The organism is Segatella copri (assembly GCF_015074785.1).
Classification (GTDB): Bacteria; Bacteroidota; Bacteroidia; order Bacteroidales; family Bacteroidaceae; genus Prevotella.
Window position 1 is genome coordinate 2,322,556 of record NZ_CP042464.1, and the last position, 15,792, is coordinate 2,338,347.

The following is a 15,792-nucleotide window of genomic DNA, read 5'->3' on the forward strand; positions in this document are numbered from 1 at the left end:
TTACTTAACAACGGTTTTCTTCCAAAACCCGTTCTATTTTGCGTATCCAGTGCTCATCGATTTCCACTTTCTCTGCATAAGACTTGAAGTTCATCACCACGTCTTCCACTTCTTCTATGATACTAGAAGCATTTCTGATATCCTGTCTTTGTGCGAAAAGCATCAAATCCTGCTTCGTTATATTCTTTCGCTTGCCAAGAATCGTAAGTTCATGGTTACGATAGAAATGCGAATCAGGATCGGCGGAAAACACGATGTCGTAAGCTGGCGATATATGCCATTCTCCATTGGGGTACATCACAAATGAGAAGTTCTTGGTATGGTCATCTACATTCTCTGCAAGAACATTAAACACCATTCTCCTATATTGCTGACTCTGCTCTTCAGCAGACAAATTCAGTTTTCTACCCACCACAAACAAATCTTCGTAAGTATCAGCCAAGGAACTCATGGCAGCTAAAGTCTGAGTATATATTTTTCTACCCTCCACTCTATCAAAGCGTTGGGTCAGAAAATTCTGGGTTCCTTCAATCTCTACCAAACGAGAAGGCATCATATTGATACCGGCATCCTTGGCCATCAGATAATAAGCCATCTCTACCCTGGTAAAAGGAAGTTCATTTTTTCTGCTTGTATCAAACTTCAATATATAGTGCTTAAAGTTGGTTGGCAAATCGGCTTGACCTGAACGAATAATACCTGTAGTTTCATCCATGCCGATAATCGCCTTAGGACGCTGACCACCAGCGGAAGTTCCCACCTTGTACAAATCTTCCAGAATAAGACTGTTGCTCATATCAATGTTCACATCCTGCCTATCCAGGAATAATTTATTAGCAAGTTCATAAAGTGAAGCCAATTCGATATTTACAGATGCATCCTCCTGGATATGAGCAGGTTGAAACTCCAAGGCTCCCATTGCTCTCTTACCGATAAAAGACAGTCTATCCACTGCATTTACCATTTTGGATTGCAGATGATTGGCTTCCATCCATTTCTGGAAGACCACATTTCCCCAATTGTCAGGCAGAGAATCTGCTATGAACTCAGGCAAACCTGCATAAAGTTTTTCTCTGTTTCCAGACATAGGGAAAGTTCTTTGAACATAAACAGAATCCAACGGCGCTACCAATGGTGCAATATTCCATCCATATTGCATAAAATCCTTGTCGAATTGGAAGACAGAGCAGCCCCGCTTGTCGTCCCAAGACAACAAGCCCACATTCTTATCCCATAAATTCACCTGCACAACATTATCTTTCATGTCTTACCCTTTCCTTCTTTTCATTCATTTTCTTCACATGGCTAGGCAGCATTGGCAGTGGCGGCAAGAGTTTCTCTGCTTCCTGCAGGAATCCAATGCTCCTCAACAGAGAAAGAATAGTGCCAAAGCCTATGTTCTTAGCTTCGCCTTTTTCAAACTGGCTAATGGTGAAAATGCTCACACCAGCCTTTACAGCCACCTCTTTCTGAGTGAGATTGCTGAACAGACGATATTGCTTGAATCGTCCTCCTAATTCAGATATAATCTCAGAATTAGACTTTGCCTCTATACCATATTCCGTAATCATGCTGCAAATATAGTTATTTCTTTATTTATCACCAAATATAGGGTTAAATATTTAAATATCTTTAGTTATTAAAAAGAAAAATCGGTATAAAAAATCCGCACAGCCCAGAGAGCCATGCGGATTCTGATATTTAATAAAGCTAGCAATAATCATGTTTGCAGGTTACTTAGCCACCTTGAATACGGCGGCACTAATGCCTGAAGCCTTGATGACATCGGTCTTCTTGCCTGGTTTATATACAACCTTTCCTGTAGAAAGAACAGAAACTGCCTTGCCACCTACAGAGTTGATGTTGAGAGAGGCTGCCTTGGCACCAGGATTCACGACAACAACATACTTCTCATCACCCAAAGTGCGCTCATATACCATCGGATATTCCTGACCCTTCTGGTTCAGGAGCTTCCAATCTCCCTCATTGTCAAGAGCCTTGGCTGAATGACGCAAAGCGGTCAGCTTACGGGTATATGACAACAGAGAATTCTGATCTCCCTGCTGAGCCTCTACGGTCAACTTTCCGTTTTCCGTATCTACAGGGAAGTAGAGTTTATCAGGCGCACTCGTTGAGAAGCCGGCATTCTTGCCCTTGGTCCATTGCATCGGAGTGCGGGTACCAGAGCGCTCATTGCTACCCTCCTTGTTAGGGAGATTCATCTGATACTTCATACCAATCTCATCACCATAATAGATAAATGGAACACCTGGCATGGTGAGGAAGAAGGTCATCGCCACCTTCAGCTGGTCTGGCGTGTTGCGGGTACCGATGTTAGGACGCTGGTAATCGTGGTTAGCAGATGGAACAGCGATGTAGCCGAGATTCTTGGTGGCATTGAAAGCCTTGGTAAAGTTCTCGCTAAATTCCTTAAGCGAACCCTTGCCCTGCTTGTCGAAATAGCAGTTCTGATAGCTCTGCTCCCACTTGCCCCATGGAGTCTTGCGGTCGAAGAACAGAGAGGCATAGCCCTTAAGACCGAAATGGATGTAGAAATCGATGTTGAAGCCGGCAGGAATGGCTTGCTGCGGATTAGCCCACTCAGAAATCAGGACGGTCTCTGGATAATACTTATCCTTCCAGGCACGCATCTCCTTCCAGAGCTTGGAAACCTCCTTCTTGTCGGGGTCGTTCTTGATAAGCGATGACGCCATATCTACACGGAAGCCATCCACACCCTTATCAAACCAGAAAGCCATGATGTTACGTATCTCCCTGCGGACAGCCTGTGGTCCTGGCGCATCTACGCTCTGCTCCCAAGGATGATTTGGGTCTGGATGAGCAAAGCCATAGTTCAAGGCTGGCTGGCACTCGAAGAAATTCTTCTCATAATACTTGGCACGAGGAGCATTCGCCTCCACATATCTGCCTCGGGTACTAGACTCCGGACTTGCCTCCTGATGACGGGCTTCTATTTCTTTCTTCTCACTCTCAGGGATATCATTCATCCAGATATAATAGTCGCTGTAACGCTGGTTAGGATCTTTCTCGGAAGACTCCTTAAACCAGGCACACTTGGTGCTGGAATGTCCTGCCACCAGGTCGAGACAAACCTTCATGCCACGTTTATGGGCCTCATTGACCAATGTAACCAAATCGGTATTGGTACCGAATCGGGGATCCACCTTATAGAAGTCGATGACATCATATCCACCGTCAAACCATCCCGACTCAAAGATCGGATTGAGCCAGAGGGCGTTCACACCCAGCGACTTGATGTAATCCAACTTGGAAGTGATACCCGGCAGGTCGCCAATACCATTGCCATCAGTATCCATATAGGAAGATGGATAAATCTGATAGAACAGTGCATCACTCAACCAAGCCGGTCCCTTCTTCTGTTCTGCCTGAGCAGAAAGTGTGGTTGCTGCCAAAGCAGCAACCAACAGCATTTTATTCATTCTTTTCATGAGCATCATTATTAATCCAAGAAAAATTTCTCTCATAACAACTTAAAATCCTGCATTTTATTGCGCAAGAATGCTTATAGCGAATCCACCACCTGCAACGGAGTGCAACTTCAAGACAGACTTACTGGTCACAGTTTTCTTCGTGATGACATAAGCCTGCGGATTGGTCTTGTAGTTGGCATTCTTTGCATCCTGATAGATGGTAGCCACATACTTCTTGCCCTTCTCGAGGAAATCGAGCTTTACGGTAGACTGATGAGCCTTCATGCCCGTAACGCCACCGACAAACCAGTTATCAGAACCCTTTGCCTTGCGGGCAGCGGTGATATACTCCATTGGTTCAGCCTCCAGATAGATAGACTTGTCCCAATCTACAGCCACATCCTTGATAAACTGGAAGGCATCCATGTGCTTCTCGTAATTCTCAGGGAAATCGGCAGCCATCTGCAATGGACTGTACATCGTTACATAAAGTGCCAACTGACCGCAGATGGTAGAGTTGCAATGTGAACCATTGGCGCAATCCATTTCAAAGATACCCGGTGTATAATCCATCGGACCACCCTGCAGACGGGTGAAAGGCAAGATGGCGGTATGTCCCGGTTTGGTACCTCCGAAAGCCTGATATTCAGTACCGCGAGCACTCTCGTTGCCAATCAGGTTAGGATAAGTGCGGCAGAGACCGGTAGGACGCACAGCCTCATGGGCATTTACCATGATTTGATAATCGGCAGCACGGGTTACGGCATGCAGATAGTGATTGATTTCCAACTGACTGTAGTGATGCTCGCCACGAGGAATGATGTTGCCCACATAACCGCTCTTCACTGCATCGTAGCCATAATCCTTCATCAACTGATAAGCTCTGTCCATATACTTCTCGTAGTTCATTACAGAAGAGGAGGTCTCATGATGCATGATAAGCTTCACTCCCTTTGAATGTGCATACTCATTGAGTGCCTTGATGTCGAAATCTGGATATGGAGTCAGGAAATCGAATACCTTTTCCTTCATATAGCCACTCCAGTCTTCCCAACCGATGTTCCATCCTTCTACCAGGACTGCATCGAAACCATGGGCTGCAGCAAAGTCGATGTAACGGCGTACATTGGCATTGTTGGCAGAATGTTTGCCCGATGGCTTGGCATGTACATAGTCGGTTCCATCCAACTTCACGGTAGGATAATCATGGGTATAAGCCCACTCTCCCTTACCTGAAATCATCTCCCACCATACACCTACATACTTTACAGGATGAATCCAGGAGGTATCCTTGATCTTGCAAGGCTCATTGAGATTGAGAATCAGGTTGGAAGACAATACCTTGCGAGCATCATTTGTAATGACCATCGTACGCCAAGGGCTCTTGAACGGAGTCTGCACATATCCCTTCATTCCCTGTGCATCTGGAGTAAGCCAAGAGGTAAAGGTCATGCTCTTGTCATCCAGATTCAGGTGCATGGCTGGATAATCCACCAGAGCAGCCTCATGCAGATTGATGTAGATACCGTCATCTGTCTTCAACTGGAGTGAGGTCTGTACACCGGTATCCGAAAAGACGGTTTGTGAGAGATTGCCACTAACAGCAGCATGCAAGGCTGGACGAATGCCAGACAGACGGGTCTTGGTGTATTCATATTCCTGGGTATCATAATCACCAGGAATCCACCAGGCGGTATGATCGCCCGTCATGGCAAACTCAGTACGCTCTTCCTTGATGGTAAAGTAGTTGAGACTGCCTTTCTGTGGGAACTCATAGCGCAATCCTACTCCATCGTCATAAACACGGAAGCGAACGTTCATATAACTGTCTGTAGAATTCTGCTTCAACTCTACCAGCATATCATTATAATGATTGCGGATAGACTTGTTCTCTCCCCAAACAGGAGTCCAGGTCTCGTCGAAAGTGGAAGTCTTCTCATTGATGACACTAAAATCAGAAAGCAGATCCTTGCCATCCTTGCCGCCCTTAGCGAGCTGATAACCCAGACGGCTAGGCTTGATGATGGTCTTACCCTGATAGGTCACACTATAGGTAGGTACAGTGCCATCCAAAGTGAAGTTCACCTTGATTTGTCCGTTAGGAGAAGTGATATCTCCAGCATCTGCCGAGATGCCAAAAGCCATCAGAAGGCTTGCGAGCAAAAAGAGTTTTTTCATATTTTTTATTTTTTGTTTATAATATTCAATACCGAATTCATATAAAATTACAATTTTCCTTGGAACGCTCCAATGAGAAATATTTCCTCATTGGAGCTAACCATTACTTGGTATAACCAGGATTCTGGTGGAGTTTCTTGTTCAAGTTGAGCACGGCATAAGGGATAGGATAAACCATGGTATAGCCCTGCGTATCATCATTGTAATCACCTGCAGAAGCATTGTGGGTCACACCATTGAAGCGGTCTGCAGTAGGCTCTGTAAAGGTACAGAATCTGATCTGGTCTTGGCGGCGTACTCCCTCCCAAGCCAGTTCCAGCATACGTTCATCCAGAATGTCATTGAGCGTAAGTTCTGTACGAAGTGTAGCAGCAACACGGCCACGAACCTCATTGACAATTGTGAGAGCCTCAGCCTTGTTACCCATACGATACTCAGCCTCAGCCTTCAAAAGCAAGGCATCGGCATAACGCCAGATCACCAAGTCGTTGTTGAAGCTATACTGCTGGGTAGTGGACTTGTCAAACTCATACTTCTTCATTCTGGCACCGGAACACTTCATGGCATGAGGGTCATCGGTAGCAGTGAAATCCACCTTTACAGCCAATGGCATATACTCCAGTGGCTTATCTGTAGCACCGTCCTCTACAGCCTTTCCTGTCTCCTCCATATAATCCTTATCGGTATAGAAGTTGAGTTTCAGACGAGGGTCAGGGTTAGCCGTTCCATAGCCATATACCAGCATCTGCTGCTTGGAAGAGCAGGCTCCATTCCAGCCCTGGTAACCGATGGCACCACCATGGTTGTAATGCAGGGTGCGGACGATGTTGTAATCCTCTATCTTATAGTTGACGCAATCATTTGGGCGGGTCCAGATATTCTCCACGGAATTCTGGTTGGCTACGATGAAGTTATCTGCATAGCTAGGCTGCAGGCGGTAACCCAAGCTGGCAATCTGATCAGCACAATAGGCTGCCGTTTCCCACGCATTGCGAGTTTCACCATCCAAAGTGATTTTAATCTTTTTGCCCATTTCCGAAATAGTATTTCCCTGCTCCTCGCTGGCAGTAGCCTTGCCGCTCTTGTCTGTACCAACAAAGGCACTATAGCTGGTTGGAGTGGTATCATCGATGGTATAGACCGGTGCATTGATGGCACACTTAGCCATACACATATATGCCACAGCCTTAGTGATACGGCCATAATATTCACCCTCGTTCTGGCTCTTACTGTCTGAAAGATGAGGAATACATTCAGCCAATTCTGAAGTGACAAACTTGAAGACATCAGAGCGGTTGGACTGCTCCACCTCGTTAGCACTCACCTCAGAAGAAACAACCAATGGCACCTGTCCGAAGAGATCCATCACATAGTAATAATAGACAGCACGAAGGGCTCTCAATTCATATACATATCCAGCATACTCCGGATGTTCACCCAGGTACTTGTTGAGTCGGTCGATAGAAGAATTGGCAAGACCGATGACACGATACAGGTTGTTCCACACATCGTTATACTTGCTTACAGACGACTCGAAGTTGTGAAGGAAAATGTTCTGCCAGGCTCCACCATCTACCCAGTCACCCTGGCGACCAGGAATCATACTGGCATCAGAAGAGAACTCCTGGAAGGTATGCACAGAACCACCATCACTTCCATACAATCCATTGCCGATGGAAGAATATACGTTAGCCACTGTGTTTACATATACCAGCTTAGAGGTACTGAAAGCCTCCTTCTCAGAAAACTTGCTTCGTGGAGTCTCATCCAGTGAGCAACTAGCCAGTAATATCGATGAAAGAAGCATCGAGCCTATAATATATTGTTTCATAACTGTAATCCTTTATATATTAATAATGTAATTCTTAATTCAATAGTTCGTTAAAATTTGAGATAATGGCTAAGCAGCTTTACGTTGCCAGCCAAAGAGTTCTTTGATAGTATGACTAATTAACTTTCGGTTCGGTATTCTCCGACACTTGTTGAAAATTAATTTAGCGATGTATGTGCTTGCCATAATCTCCTTGAAAGAAGCCATGGAATACGGCAATTCATTTTCCTTCATCATCACTTTCGCAACATTCTGTGATGCGAATGATGCATTATAGGAAAAGTCCAACTGGTTCTTGTGTCTTGCTTGGCAATGCGTAAGACCAGTATATTGCTTTGCATCGCGAAAACAAAACTCTATTTGGAATCTTGAGCGGTATGTGCGCAACACTTCCTCACCCGACATGGATGTCTTTGTTGAGAAGAAAAGCTTGTGTTTTCCGTTCGGCATAACCCAAATGACAAGGCGCACTTTCTGCTTCAATGCCTTTGAATAGGCTATGAGTGTGTAGGCTGTGCCTTCAAGTCCTTCAATATGCAACTCTGCCATACGTGTGAGGTCAAGTTTCTTGTAGTTGATTTTTCCGTCAAGTGTCTTGGGACGTCCAGGCTTATTGGAACGAGGTCCCGTATACACATAATATAGGCTCGCAGTATCCCTGAAGCGGCTGACAAGATGGAAACCGCACTCTTTGATTCCGTCCACAAACGGACGGATAGAGAAGAAAGCGTCAGCGACAACAATATCGGTGACCTTCAACAAATCCTTCTTATAACGCTTGATGACCGCTATGTAATGTTGCACGAGAGTCATGTTACGCATTTTCAATTCTCCAGTAGATGGAGTCTGATGGGCGCGCAGCATCATGCAACTGTTGGCATGGACATCGACAAGTGCAAGCCCCATGATTTCAAGCCCATGCTTCATGGAACTTGCACAACCGGACCAGAAAGTACCGATATGCGGAGTCTTCTTACCCGACTTGCTGATGTAGCTCGGATCGATGGCTATAGCCAATAGACCATCCATATTCAAGTAACGTCGGCATAGGGCAAGGTTGAACTTCACCCAGTCTATGCATTTAGCACGACCACGGTTGAAGTTCGTTCTGTAGGTCTGCTCACAATGGGTGCCGTAACGCTCCATTTGAGTGAAATTTATCTTTCTTTGTATCGTCATGTACAATAAAAGTATTTCCAAGAGTAGACTCTCGAAAGTTTTGCTTAACTTTGCAGATGAACTTTTGATAGCATCTCTGCATATTTCCGTATATTGGTTGAGTGGTTCTGATGTCATATAACTTTGAGCTTAGAGAACTATAAAGTTACTGATAATCAGCCACTTAACCAAATTTTATTAGTTATATTACGTTAATTAACTCTCTCATTTTCAATCGATTACATAAGAATTAACAGAGTATTGTTAATTAGAACTTGTTATCTATTCTATGTGAAAACATTTAGAAATTCACTGAGAGCGACAAAGTATAAGTACGGCTCAGAGGATAGATGTTCTTGTCGTCAACACCCAGATTGTCTCCACTGATGGTTGCAGAGTTGATCATTGGCGTCAAGCCCTTGTAACCCGTGAGAGTACAGATATTGTTGACCGACAACGACAGGTGAATGTTGTTGATGAATTTCCACTTGAGCATATCCTTGGTGAAGGTGTAGCCCAGAGAAGCGTATTCGAAGTTCATATAGTCACCCTTTTCCAACCAGTAGTCAGAAATCTGAACATCATGGATTCCCTTACCATTGTTGAGATGCTGTGCACCGCTCAGGATATTATAGGTTGGGAAATTACTCATATTGTTCAAGGTCATGGAGGTAGCATTGTAAATCTTATGACCGAAAGCACCGTTAAACTGCATAGTCAGATCCCAGTTCTTGTACTTGAAGCCCATATCCCAACCGAGGAAGTACTTAGGGATTGCCTGTCCGCAAACCTTGCGGTCGCCACTATCACCCGTATCAATGGTACCATTATCATCAAGGTCTTCGATGATATACTGTCCCTTCTCATCGATACCTGTGCAGTGAGGCAGATAGAATACACCTACAGGCTGTCCCTCAATGAGATAGGTTACGCCATTGTTATGCACCAGACCAGCCGCACCTACGGTGGCAACAGAGATATGCTCGCTCGTTGTCATAGGCTGTCCCTTGTAGGTACCGCTCAACTTCTTCAGCTTGTTCTTCTGATAAGAGAAATTCAAACCGGAATTGAAGGTGAAGTCCTTTGTCTTGATGATGTCACCTCGAACAGCCAGTTCAAATCCCATATTAGTCATGGTACCCATATTGGCCAACAGACGGTCGTAAGTGAAAGGAGGCACCGGCACCGTATAGGTATAAAGCATATCTGAAGTCTCAGAAGTGTACCAGTCGAAGGTTACGTTGAGACGCTGCTTGAACATCGACAGGTCGAAACCGGCATCAAATGTCTTCTTTACCTCCCACTTCAGATCAGGGTTGCTGTTAGAGGTAACCGCAAAAGTAGTACTTGTTGCGCCGTTGACGGTAGTTACACCATTTGGCTCCATCAGGGCGAGAGAAGTATAAGGATCGATAGCATCCTGATTACCGGTCACACCATATCCTGCACGAATCTTGAAATTGTCTATCTGCTTGATTTTCTTCATCCAAGGCTCATTGCTGATTACCCATGCCAAGGAAGCAGAAGGGAACCAGCCCCACTTCTGACCATTACCCAACTTAGAAGAACCATCGGTACGAACATTGACGGTAGCGATGTATTTGTCAGCCAGCATATAGTTGACACGAGCCATATAAGAGCTCAGGGTATATTCGGTGTAGTTAGACTGCAGATTACCCCAGCTCACATTGGCAGCAGCCTTCATGTTATTGAATTTGAAGTAGTTGGTATCAAATCCATGTGCCTCCTGTGAGTTCCAGTCGTAGGTATACTTCTGTCCCTCCATCAGAGCCAAGGCATCAATGTGATGCTTGCCGAAATCCTTGGAGAAATTCACCATGACGTTGCCCATATAGTCCTTGCGGTTGGTATTGGCGATATAAGCCCATCCGTTACCGTTCAGCTTACCCATCTGGATATTGTTAGGAATATAGAACTTATTGTCACGGTTCCAATAATTATATGAACCAAAGGCACTTACAGTGAGTCCGTCGATGATGTTGACCGTTGCCTTGCCATGAACATTGACAGAGGCATCCTTGTAGAAGTCATCAATATCGAGCAATCCCAGCGGATTCCAGACTTCACTGGCAAGCAAGTCCTCATCCCATTCACCCTTGTCGTTTCTTACATTAGGATAAGTAGGGTTATAGGCTGTAGCAGAATAGAACATCCTGTGCATATCATACTGGATATTGCTATTGCGCTGAGAACCGAATATGCCCAGTTCCAACTTCAGATGTTTGTCGAAGAGATACTGGGTTCCATCCAGCTTTGCTGTAAAATTCTTCATATCAGAATTCTTCAAGGCACCCTGACGGAGAACGAATCCCAGAGAAGCACGAAGACTGGAAGTGTCTGTACCAGAAGAGAAAGAAATATTATGATTCTGGGTGAGACCCACATTGCGCTCAATCTCCTCAAGGAAATTGGTATCGCCACCCATATCGGTATAGGTCAGACCCAAAGACTTGGCAGTCTCACGATATTCTGAAGCCGACATCAGATCCAGATTCTTATAGACTGTATTGACACCAAACTGGCCATTGTAGCTCAGGCTGGAATAGCCCAACTTACCCTTGGCTGTGGTAACAACGATGACACCGGAAGCACCACGTGAACCATACTGGGCAGTCTCAGAAGCATCCTTCAGGATGGTGAGACTCTCAATATCGCCAGGAGCCAGAGAATTGAACATCGTCATATCAGCAAAGACGCCATCGATGATAACCAACGGGTCGTTACCACCTGAAAGAGAAGAGGTTCCACGAACACGGATGCTTGGCGAACTGGTAGGGTCGCCGCCAGCCTGAGAAATGATAACACCCGCAACCTTACCTTTCAAGGCCTCGGCAGGACTGGTTACCACACCCTTGTTCATATCTTCCTTCTTAATGCGATCAACAGCACCCGACACCGTGCGCTTGCTGCCCACAGCATAACCAACGACAACCACCTCATCGAGCACCTCGTCGTTTTCTTTCAGCGAAACATTGATAACATGATTTCCCTTTACAGGAATTTCCTGAGTACGGTAGCCCAGATAAGAGAATACCAGGACGGCACCATCCTTAACATTGTCAAGCTTGTAGTTACCATCCAAGTCGGACACTGCACCATTCTTGGTATCTTTCACCAGAATGCTGGCACCAATGACAGGTTCACCTGTGGCATCTACCACCTGACCCTTAATGGTTGTCTGACCAAGAGCATTAAAAGTAATAAAGCATCCTGCTAACAGCAGACCTACTTTCTTTGAAAGGTTGTTTTTATCCATAATCTATAGGTTTATAACGATTAAAATTGTTTGATGCCGCAAAAGTACGTCAAAATTCAATAGGTTGTTGCGATTAGTAGGTTTTTGGTAGATTACCATTATCTACTATCCGATTTATCAGGCTGAATATCAGTAAATTAAATATTTTCAAAAAAAACACGTTAGTAGATGCGAGATTCTGAAAGTTTTTTATTACTTTTGCAGCAGAATCTTTAAAACATAAGAAACATGAGACATTTTATAACTATCGTACTACTGATACTACTACCACTATGCGCAAAAGCAGACAACAGCCAGCTCTACAAACAGCTGGATGCTGCCATAGAAAAACGTGCGCATTATGTAGAAGTAAAAGAGAAAAGTCTGAACGACATCAAGCAGGGTGCCAAATATGTAACCAGCAACGAGGACAAGCTCAAGCTTTACGAGCAACTCGCCAATGGATACAAAGCCTACGAGTATGATTCGGCGATGACTTACATAAAAAAAGGCCTTGTTCTTGCCCAAAAGAGCAACAACATCTTATATCATAAAAGATTCCAACTTAGCCAAACCAGCCTGCTTATCACACGTGGATTCTATGCTGAAGCAAAAAACATCATGCAGAAGATAGAACCCAAGGAAGAAGATCCGCTTGACTATCAGTTTCAATACTATTATACACTTTACGGACTATACAACAACTGGTCAACCTATTGTGAAAACAATGAATTCAGCAAGAATTACAACCAGCAGAAAGTGAAATACCTGAAGAAAGCAATAGAACTATCTCCAAAGAAAGATGCATTCTATTACTATCTGATGGGAGAATTATACTATTACAGCAATCAGCCCAACAATAACAAGACCATACAATGCTACAAAAAGGCACTGAGCATGGAAAAGACCAACAGCCGTCTGCATGCCATGACCGCCTTTGCGCTTTCTGAGATCTATCAGAAAGCCAACAACCTAGCGCTTATGGAGCATTACCTTCTGGTTGCAGCCATCTCAGACGTCACTTCTGCCACAAAAGAAAACGTAGCCCTACAGGACATCGCACTCTTCATCTACAAACATAAGACAAGAAGTCTGAAAAAAGCCCAGGAATACATCAATCTATCCCTGGAAGATGCTTATGCATACAACAACCGGTTGCGCCGCATTGAGATTTCATCCAAATTGCAGATGATTACCAATGCCTATACAGATGAAATCAGAGCCACCAACAGCATGCTCAACATTGCGCTGTCGGTCATTTTCCTGCTCTTGCTCGGAGTGGGTATAAGCAGTCTGTTCATCCGCAAGAAGAACAGGCTTCTGAAACAAAAGAAAGATGAAATCACAGCTACGTCGGCAAAAATGGAAATTCTAAATGAACAATTGCATCTCATCAACGACGAATTGAAGAATACCAATCAGAAACGCGAGAGATTGGTAAAGGTATATATTGACCTGAGCTATAAGAATATTGAGAGGATCCAAAAGCTACGAACATTGGCTGTAAGAAAGATAAAGGCCAACCAAAGCAAGGAACTGCTGAGTCTCCTCTCTTCCTCATCAAGTACAGAAAGGGAAAACAAGGAGTTTTTGACTGAATTCGACAAGTCTTTCCTAGCTCTGTACCCAACTTTTGTAAACGAACTGAACCAGCAACTCACAGAATCGGCTCACATCCAACTGAAAGAGAATGGGGAAATGCCACCTATTCTTCGTGTGTGCGCCTTGTTGCGATTAGGCATCACTGAAAGTTCAAAGATAGCCGGCATTCTGTCTTATTCGCCACAAACCGTATACAACTACCGTTCCCTGCTCAAGAACAATGCCATCGACAAGGAGCACTTCGAAGAAAATGTGCTCAGACTCTGCATGGTGATAGCCGACTGATCGGAGATTAAGAATACGGCACAAATATCCGAAACAGATAGCTGCCAATGCTTTCTTCCGAAAAAATGGAGCTGATTTGCCAAAGTAACATCTTTGTCGCAGCTTCGTCAATGCTTTTCAACCTCATCGCAACCCCAGTGTAATATAACCACCGTACCTTTGCAACCGAAATCAAACGATATAGGTTATGAATGCTAAAAGGGGAATTATTGTATTAGGATTGCTCTCGGCGGATAGCATGCCAACGTGGGCGCAACAGATTAAAGGAGTGGTTATCGACCAGAAATCGAAGGAAATTGCCAAAGTTTCTCAAATAAGCAACCTTTTTTGACTTAAAGTTGTATAAAAAAGAACTTGAAGAAGATGTTTCATATTTTGCCTACATGTTTCAAAAATATACATATCTATCTTCAAACGTTGATGTCCTGAAACAGGACATCAACCTTCATTTGTCTTAATCCATGAACTTGATCATATCCTGACGCCTTGGCTTTGCCTCCGGCGATTCGTCAGGATACCCCAGGGCGATGCAGTAGAGCAGTTTGTAATTCTTGGAGAATGCCATGCGGTCGAGGTAAGGCTTGGCTGATGGAGAATCCAGTATCCAGCGGGCAGAACTGCCCAGGCAGCAGGAGCCGATGCCCCTTGACCATGCTGCAAGAATGATATTCTCACCAAGTAAGCCGCAATCAATCTGCGCCATATCATAAGTAGTATCGTAGGCGATGCAAACCACGCATGGAGCATTCACGAAGATATTCTTGAAGCCTTTGCGCTCTGCAATCTTAGGATTATCCTTTACCACGGCTTGGGTGATCGAATCGATAAGTGCAGGAGAATCAATCACTCTGATTTCATACGACTGCAGGTTCTGCCCATTTGGCGCATGGATGCCGCATTTCAAAATCTCGTTCAGGGTATCGCGGCTGATGACGGAATCCTTGTAAGCACGGATGCTTCTGCGACTCATCATTAAATCGGTTACCACACTTGCAGAGTCAACGCTGGTCGTTGCCTCCGGCTGTCTGTTCTCATTGCAGGCAGTCAACATCAGTGCTGCTGCCAATCCTAAGAAAATCTTCTTCATATGATTCATGATTAAACTTATATTTCAATTAGTATATACCTTACAAAAATAACAATAAATACTGACATTCAAGAAGATACCTTATATCTTTTAAGAGTTTTTATTAGTCCAGGCATAAAAGATGACATACGCGAATTCAACAAGCAAGTGCAAAATTTGGTGGTATAGAAGATTTTTCGTACCTTTGCCGCAAAATCATCAAACTTAGAAATTATGGCAAGAACAAGAATAAAGAATCCTGTAGTATTGACTAGCATTGCGCAATATGCCATGTATGCATATTGCTTTTTCGCATTGTTTTCGCTGGCATTTTCTGTTTGCGGACAAGCGGGCTTATCCTTCAGAACAAGTCCCATCCTGATTCCAATAAGTCCCATCCTGGTTACCATCAAGCAACTGGTCTTGCAGCTCGCCCCTATAGCTTTATGGGGAATATTCCGCTACACGCTACCGGCAGGCGTAAAATTACTACGACGCTGCAGCGAGGTGATGGTGCTTTACTATGTGCTCTCATTCATTCTGGGTCTATGCTTCAATCTTCATCTCGTAACGATGATGCAGAACGGACAGATTACCCCAATGGCTTCCATACTCACCTGGACAGAAAGCACGATGGGCCTGATTTCCGTCATCGCCTCCCTGGTAGCCGGCTGTCATCTGTGCAGCAAGCACAGGGGCAACATGCGCAAACTGGGCATAGCCCTTATCCTGGTTTTCATGGTATGGCTGATATGCTCAAATATACTCCCTGTTGCAGTGTTTTATCTGGCAGGTAACACCCAGCAGGCAGCCATCACCAGCATGAATCTCATCAGTATGATAACCACAACATCGGTTTATATATACGCATATTATAGGATGTATCGGGCGATAGAAAGAAATTTGCAATGCACTGCAAATTTTACCTAGAAGCACAAGAAATTTGTAATGCACTGCAAATTTC

10 protein-coding genes are annotated in these 15,792 nt (G+C 44.4%); 2 read left to right on the forward strand and 8 right to left on the reverse strand.

Annotation, left to right across the window (positions count from 1 at the left end):
• Nucleotides 1-4: 4 nt before the first annotated feature.
• The 7 genes from FO447_RS09975 to FO447_RS10005 form a co-directional block, all read right to left on the reverse strand.
• Nucleotides 5-1,264 carry a type II toxin-antitoxin system HipA family toxin gene (locus FO447_RS09975; RefSeq protein ID WP_200756197.1) on the reverse strand — a complete coding sequence of 420 codons (1,260 nt, stop codon included), beginning with the start codon at nt 1,262-1,264 and terminating at the stop codon, nt 5-7.
• Complete coding sequence (locus tag FO447_RS09980) at nt 1,254-1,571, reverse strand: helix-turn-helix domain-containing protein (RefSeq protein WP_118416413.1); 318 nt, start codon at nt 1,569-1,571, stop codon at nt 1,254-1,256. The genes FO447_RS09975 and FO447_RS09980 overlap by 11 nt, the downstream gene beginning before the upstream one ends.
• A gap of 162 nt (nt 1,572-1,733) precedes the next feature.
• Nucleotides 1,734-3,461, reverse strand: coding sequence for an alpha-amylase family glycosyl hydrolase (locus FO447_RS09985; RefSeq protein ID WP_200758544.1), 1,728 nt, complete (start codon nt 3,459-3,461; stop codon nt 1,734-1,736).
• A 66-nt stretch (nt 3,462-3,527) separates the two neighbouring features.
• Nucleotides 3,528-5,630 (reverse strand): glycoside hydrolase family 97 protein, encoded by a 2,103-nt coding sequence (locus FO447_RS09990; protein ID WP_200756198.1) that lies wholly within the window; start codon nt 5,628-5,630, stop codon nt 3,528-3,530.
• A 103-nt stretch (nt 5,631-5,733) separates the two neighbouring features.
• Nucleotides 5,734-7,461: a RagB/SusD family nutrient uptake outer membrane protein gene (locus tag FO447_RS09995; RefSeq protein WP_200756199.1), complete on the reverse strand. Its 1,728-nt coding sequence runs from the start codon at nt 7,459-7,461 to the stop codon at nt 5,734-5,736.
• Between the two features lie 69 nt (nt 7,462-7,530).
• Nucleotides 7,531-8,757, reverse strand: a complete 1,227-nt coding sequence (locus tag FO447_RS10000) for a transposase (RefSeq protein ID WP_117664388.1) — start codon at nt 8,755-8,757, stop codon at nt 7,531-7,533.
• 163 nt (nt 8,758-8,920) lie between these two features.
• Nucleotides 8,921-11,896: a SusC/RagA family TonB-linked outer membrane protein gene (locus tag FO447_RS10005; RefSeq protein ID WP_200756200.1), complete on the reverse strand. Its 2,976-nt coding sequence runs from the start codon at nt 11,894-11,896 to the stop codon at nt 8,921-8,923.
• Between the two features lie 228 nt (nt 11,897-12,124).
• Here FO447_RS10005 and FO447_RS10010 point away from each other — a divergent pair, with 228 nt between their 5' ends.
• A complete protein-coding gene (locus FO447_RS10010; RefSeq protein ID WP_200756201.1) occupies nt 12,125-13,762 on the forward strand; it encodes a DUF6377 domain-containing protein in 1,638 nt (545 codons plus the stop codon).
• A gap of 454 nt (nt 13,763-14,216) precedes the next feature.
• On the opposite strand, the gene FO447_RS10015 is transcribed toward FO447_RS10010, so the two are convergent.
• Nucleotides 14,217-14,849 carry a nitroreductase family protein gene (locus tag FO447_RS10015; RefSeq protein ID WP_200756202.1) on the reverse strand — a complete coding sequence of 211 codons (633 nt, stop codon included), beginning with the start codon at nt 14,847-14,849 and terminating at the stop codon, nt 14,217-14,219.
• 213 nt (nt 14,850-15,062) lie between these two features.
• On the opposite strand from FO447_RS10015, the gene FO447_RS10020 reads away from it, so the two are divergent.
• Nucleotides 15,063-15,758 (forward strand): hypothetical protein, encoded by a 696-nt coding sequence (locus FO447_RS10020; protein WP_200756203.1) that lies wholly within the window; start codon nt 15,063-15,065, stop codon nt 15,756-15,758.
• Nucleotides 15,759-15,792: the final 34 nt, after the last annotated feature.

Bases quoted from the DNA above. Each gene is read 5' to 3' on its own strand.
- FO447_RS10020 (WP_200756203.1), top strand. From the start codon at position 15,063: ATGGCAAGAACAAGAATAAAGAATCCTGTAGTATTGACTAGCATTGCG.
- FO447_RS09985 (WP_200758544.1), bottom strand. From the start codon at position 3,461: ATGAATAAAATGCTGTTGGTTGCTGCTTTGGCAGCAACCACACTTTCT.
- FO447_RS09995 (WP_200756199.1), bottom strand. From the start codon at position 7,461: ATGAAACAATATATTATAGGCTCGATGCTTCTTTCATCGATATTACTG.
- FO447_RS10005 (WP_200756200.1), bottom strand. From the start codon at position 11,896: ATGGATAAAAACAACCTTTCAAAGAAAGTAGGTCTGCTGTTAGCAGGA.
- FO447_RS09980 (WP_118416413.1), bottom strand. From the start codon at position 1,571: ATGATTACGGAATATGGTATAGAGGCAAAGTCTAATTCTGAGATTATA.
- FO447_RS10000 (WP_117664388.1), bottom strand. From the start codon at position 8,757: ATGACATCAGAACCACTCAACCAATATACGGAAATATGCAGAGATGCT.
- FO447_RS09990 (WP_200756198.1), bottom strand. From the start codon at position 5,630: ATGAAAAAACTCTTTTTGCTCGCAAGCCTTCTGATGGCTTTTGGCATC.
- FO447_RS10015 (WP_200756202.1), bottom strand. From the start codon at position 14,849: ATGAAGAAGATTTTCTTAGGATTGGCAGCAGCACTGATGTTGACTGCC.
- FO447_RS10010 (WP_200756201.1), top strand. From the start codon at position 12,125: ATGAGACATTTTATAACTATCGTACTACTGATACTACTACCACTATGC.
- FO447_RS09975 (WP_200756197.1), bottom strand. From the start codon at position 1,264: ATGAAAGATAATGTTGTGCAGGTGAATTTATGGGATAAGAATGTGGGC.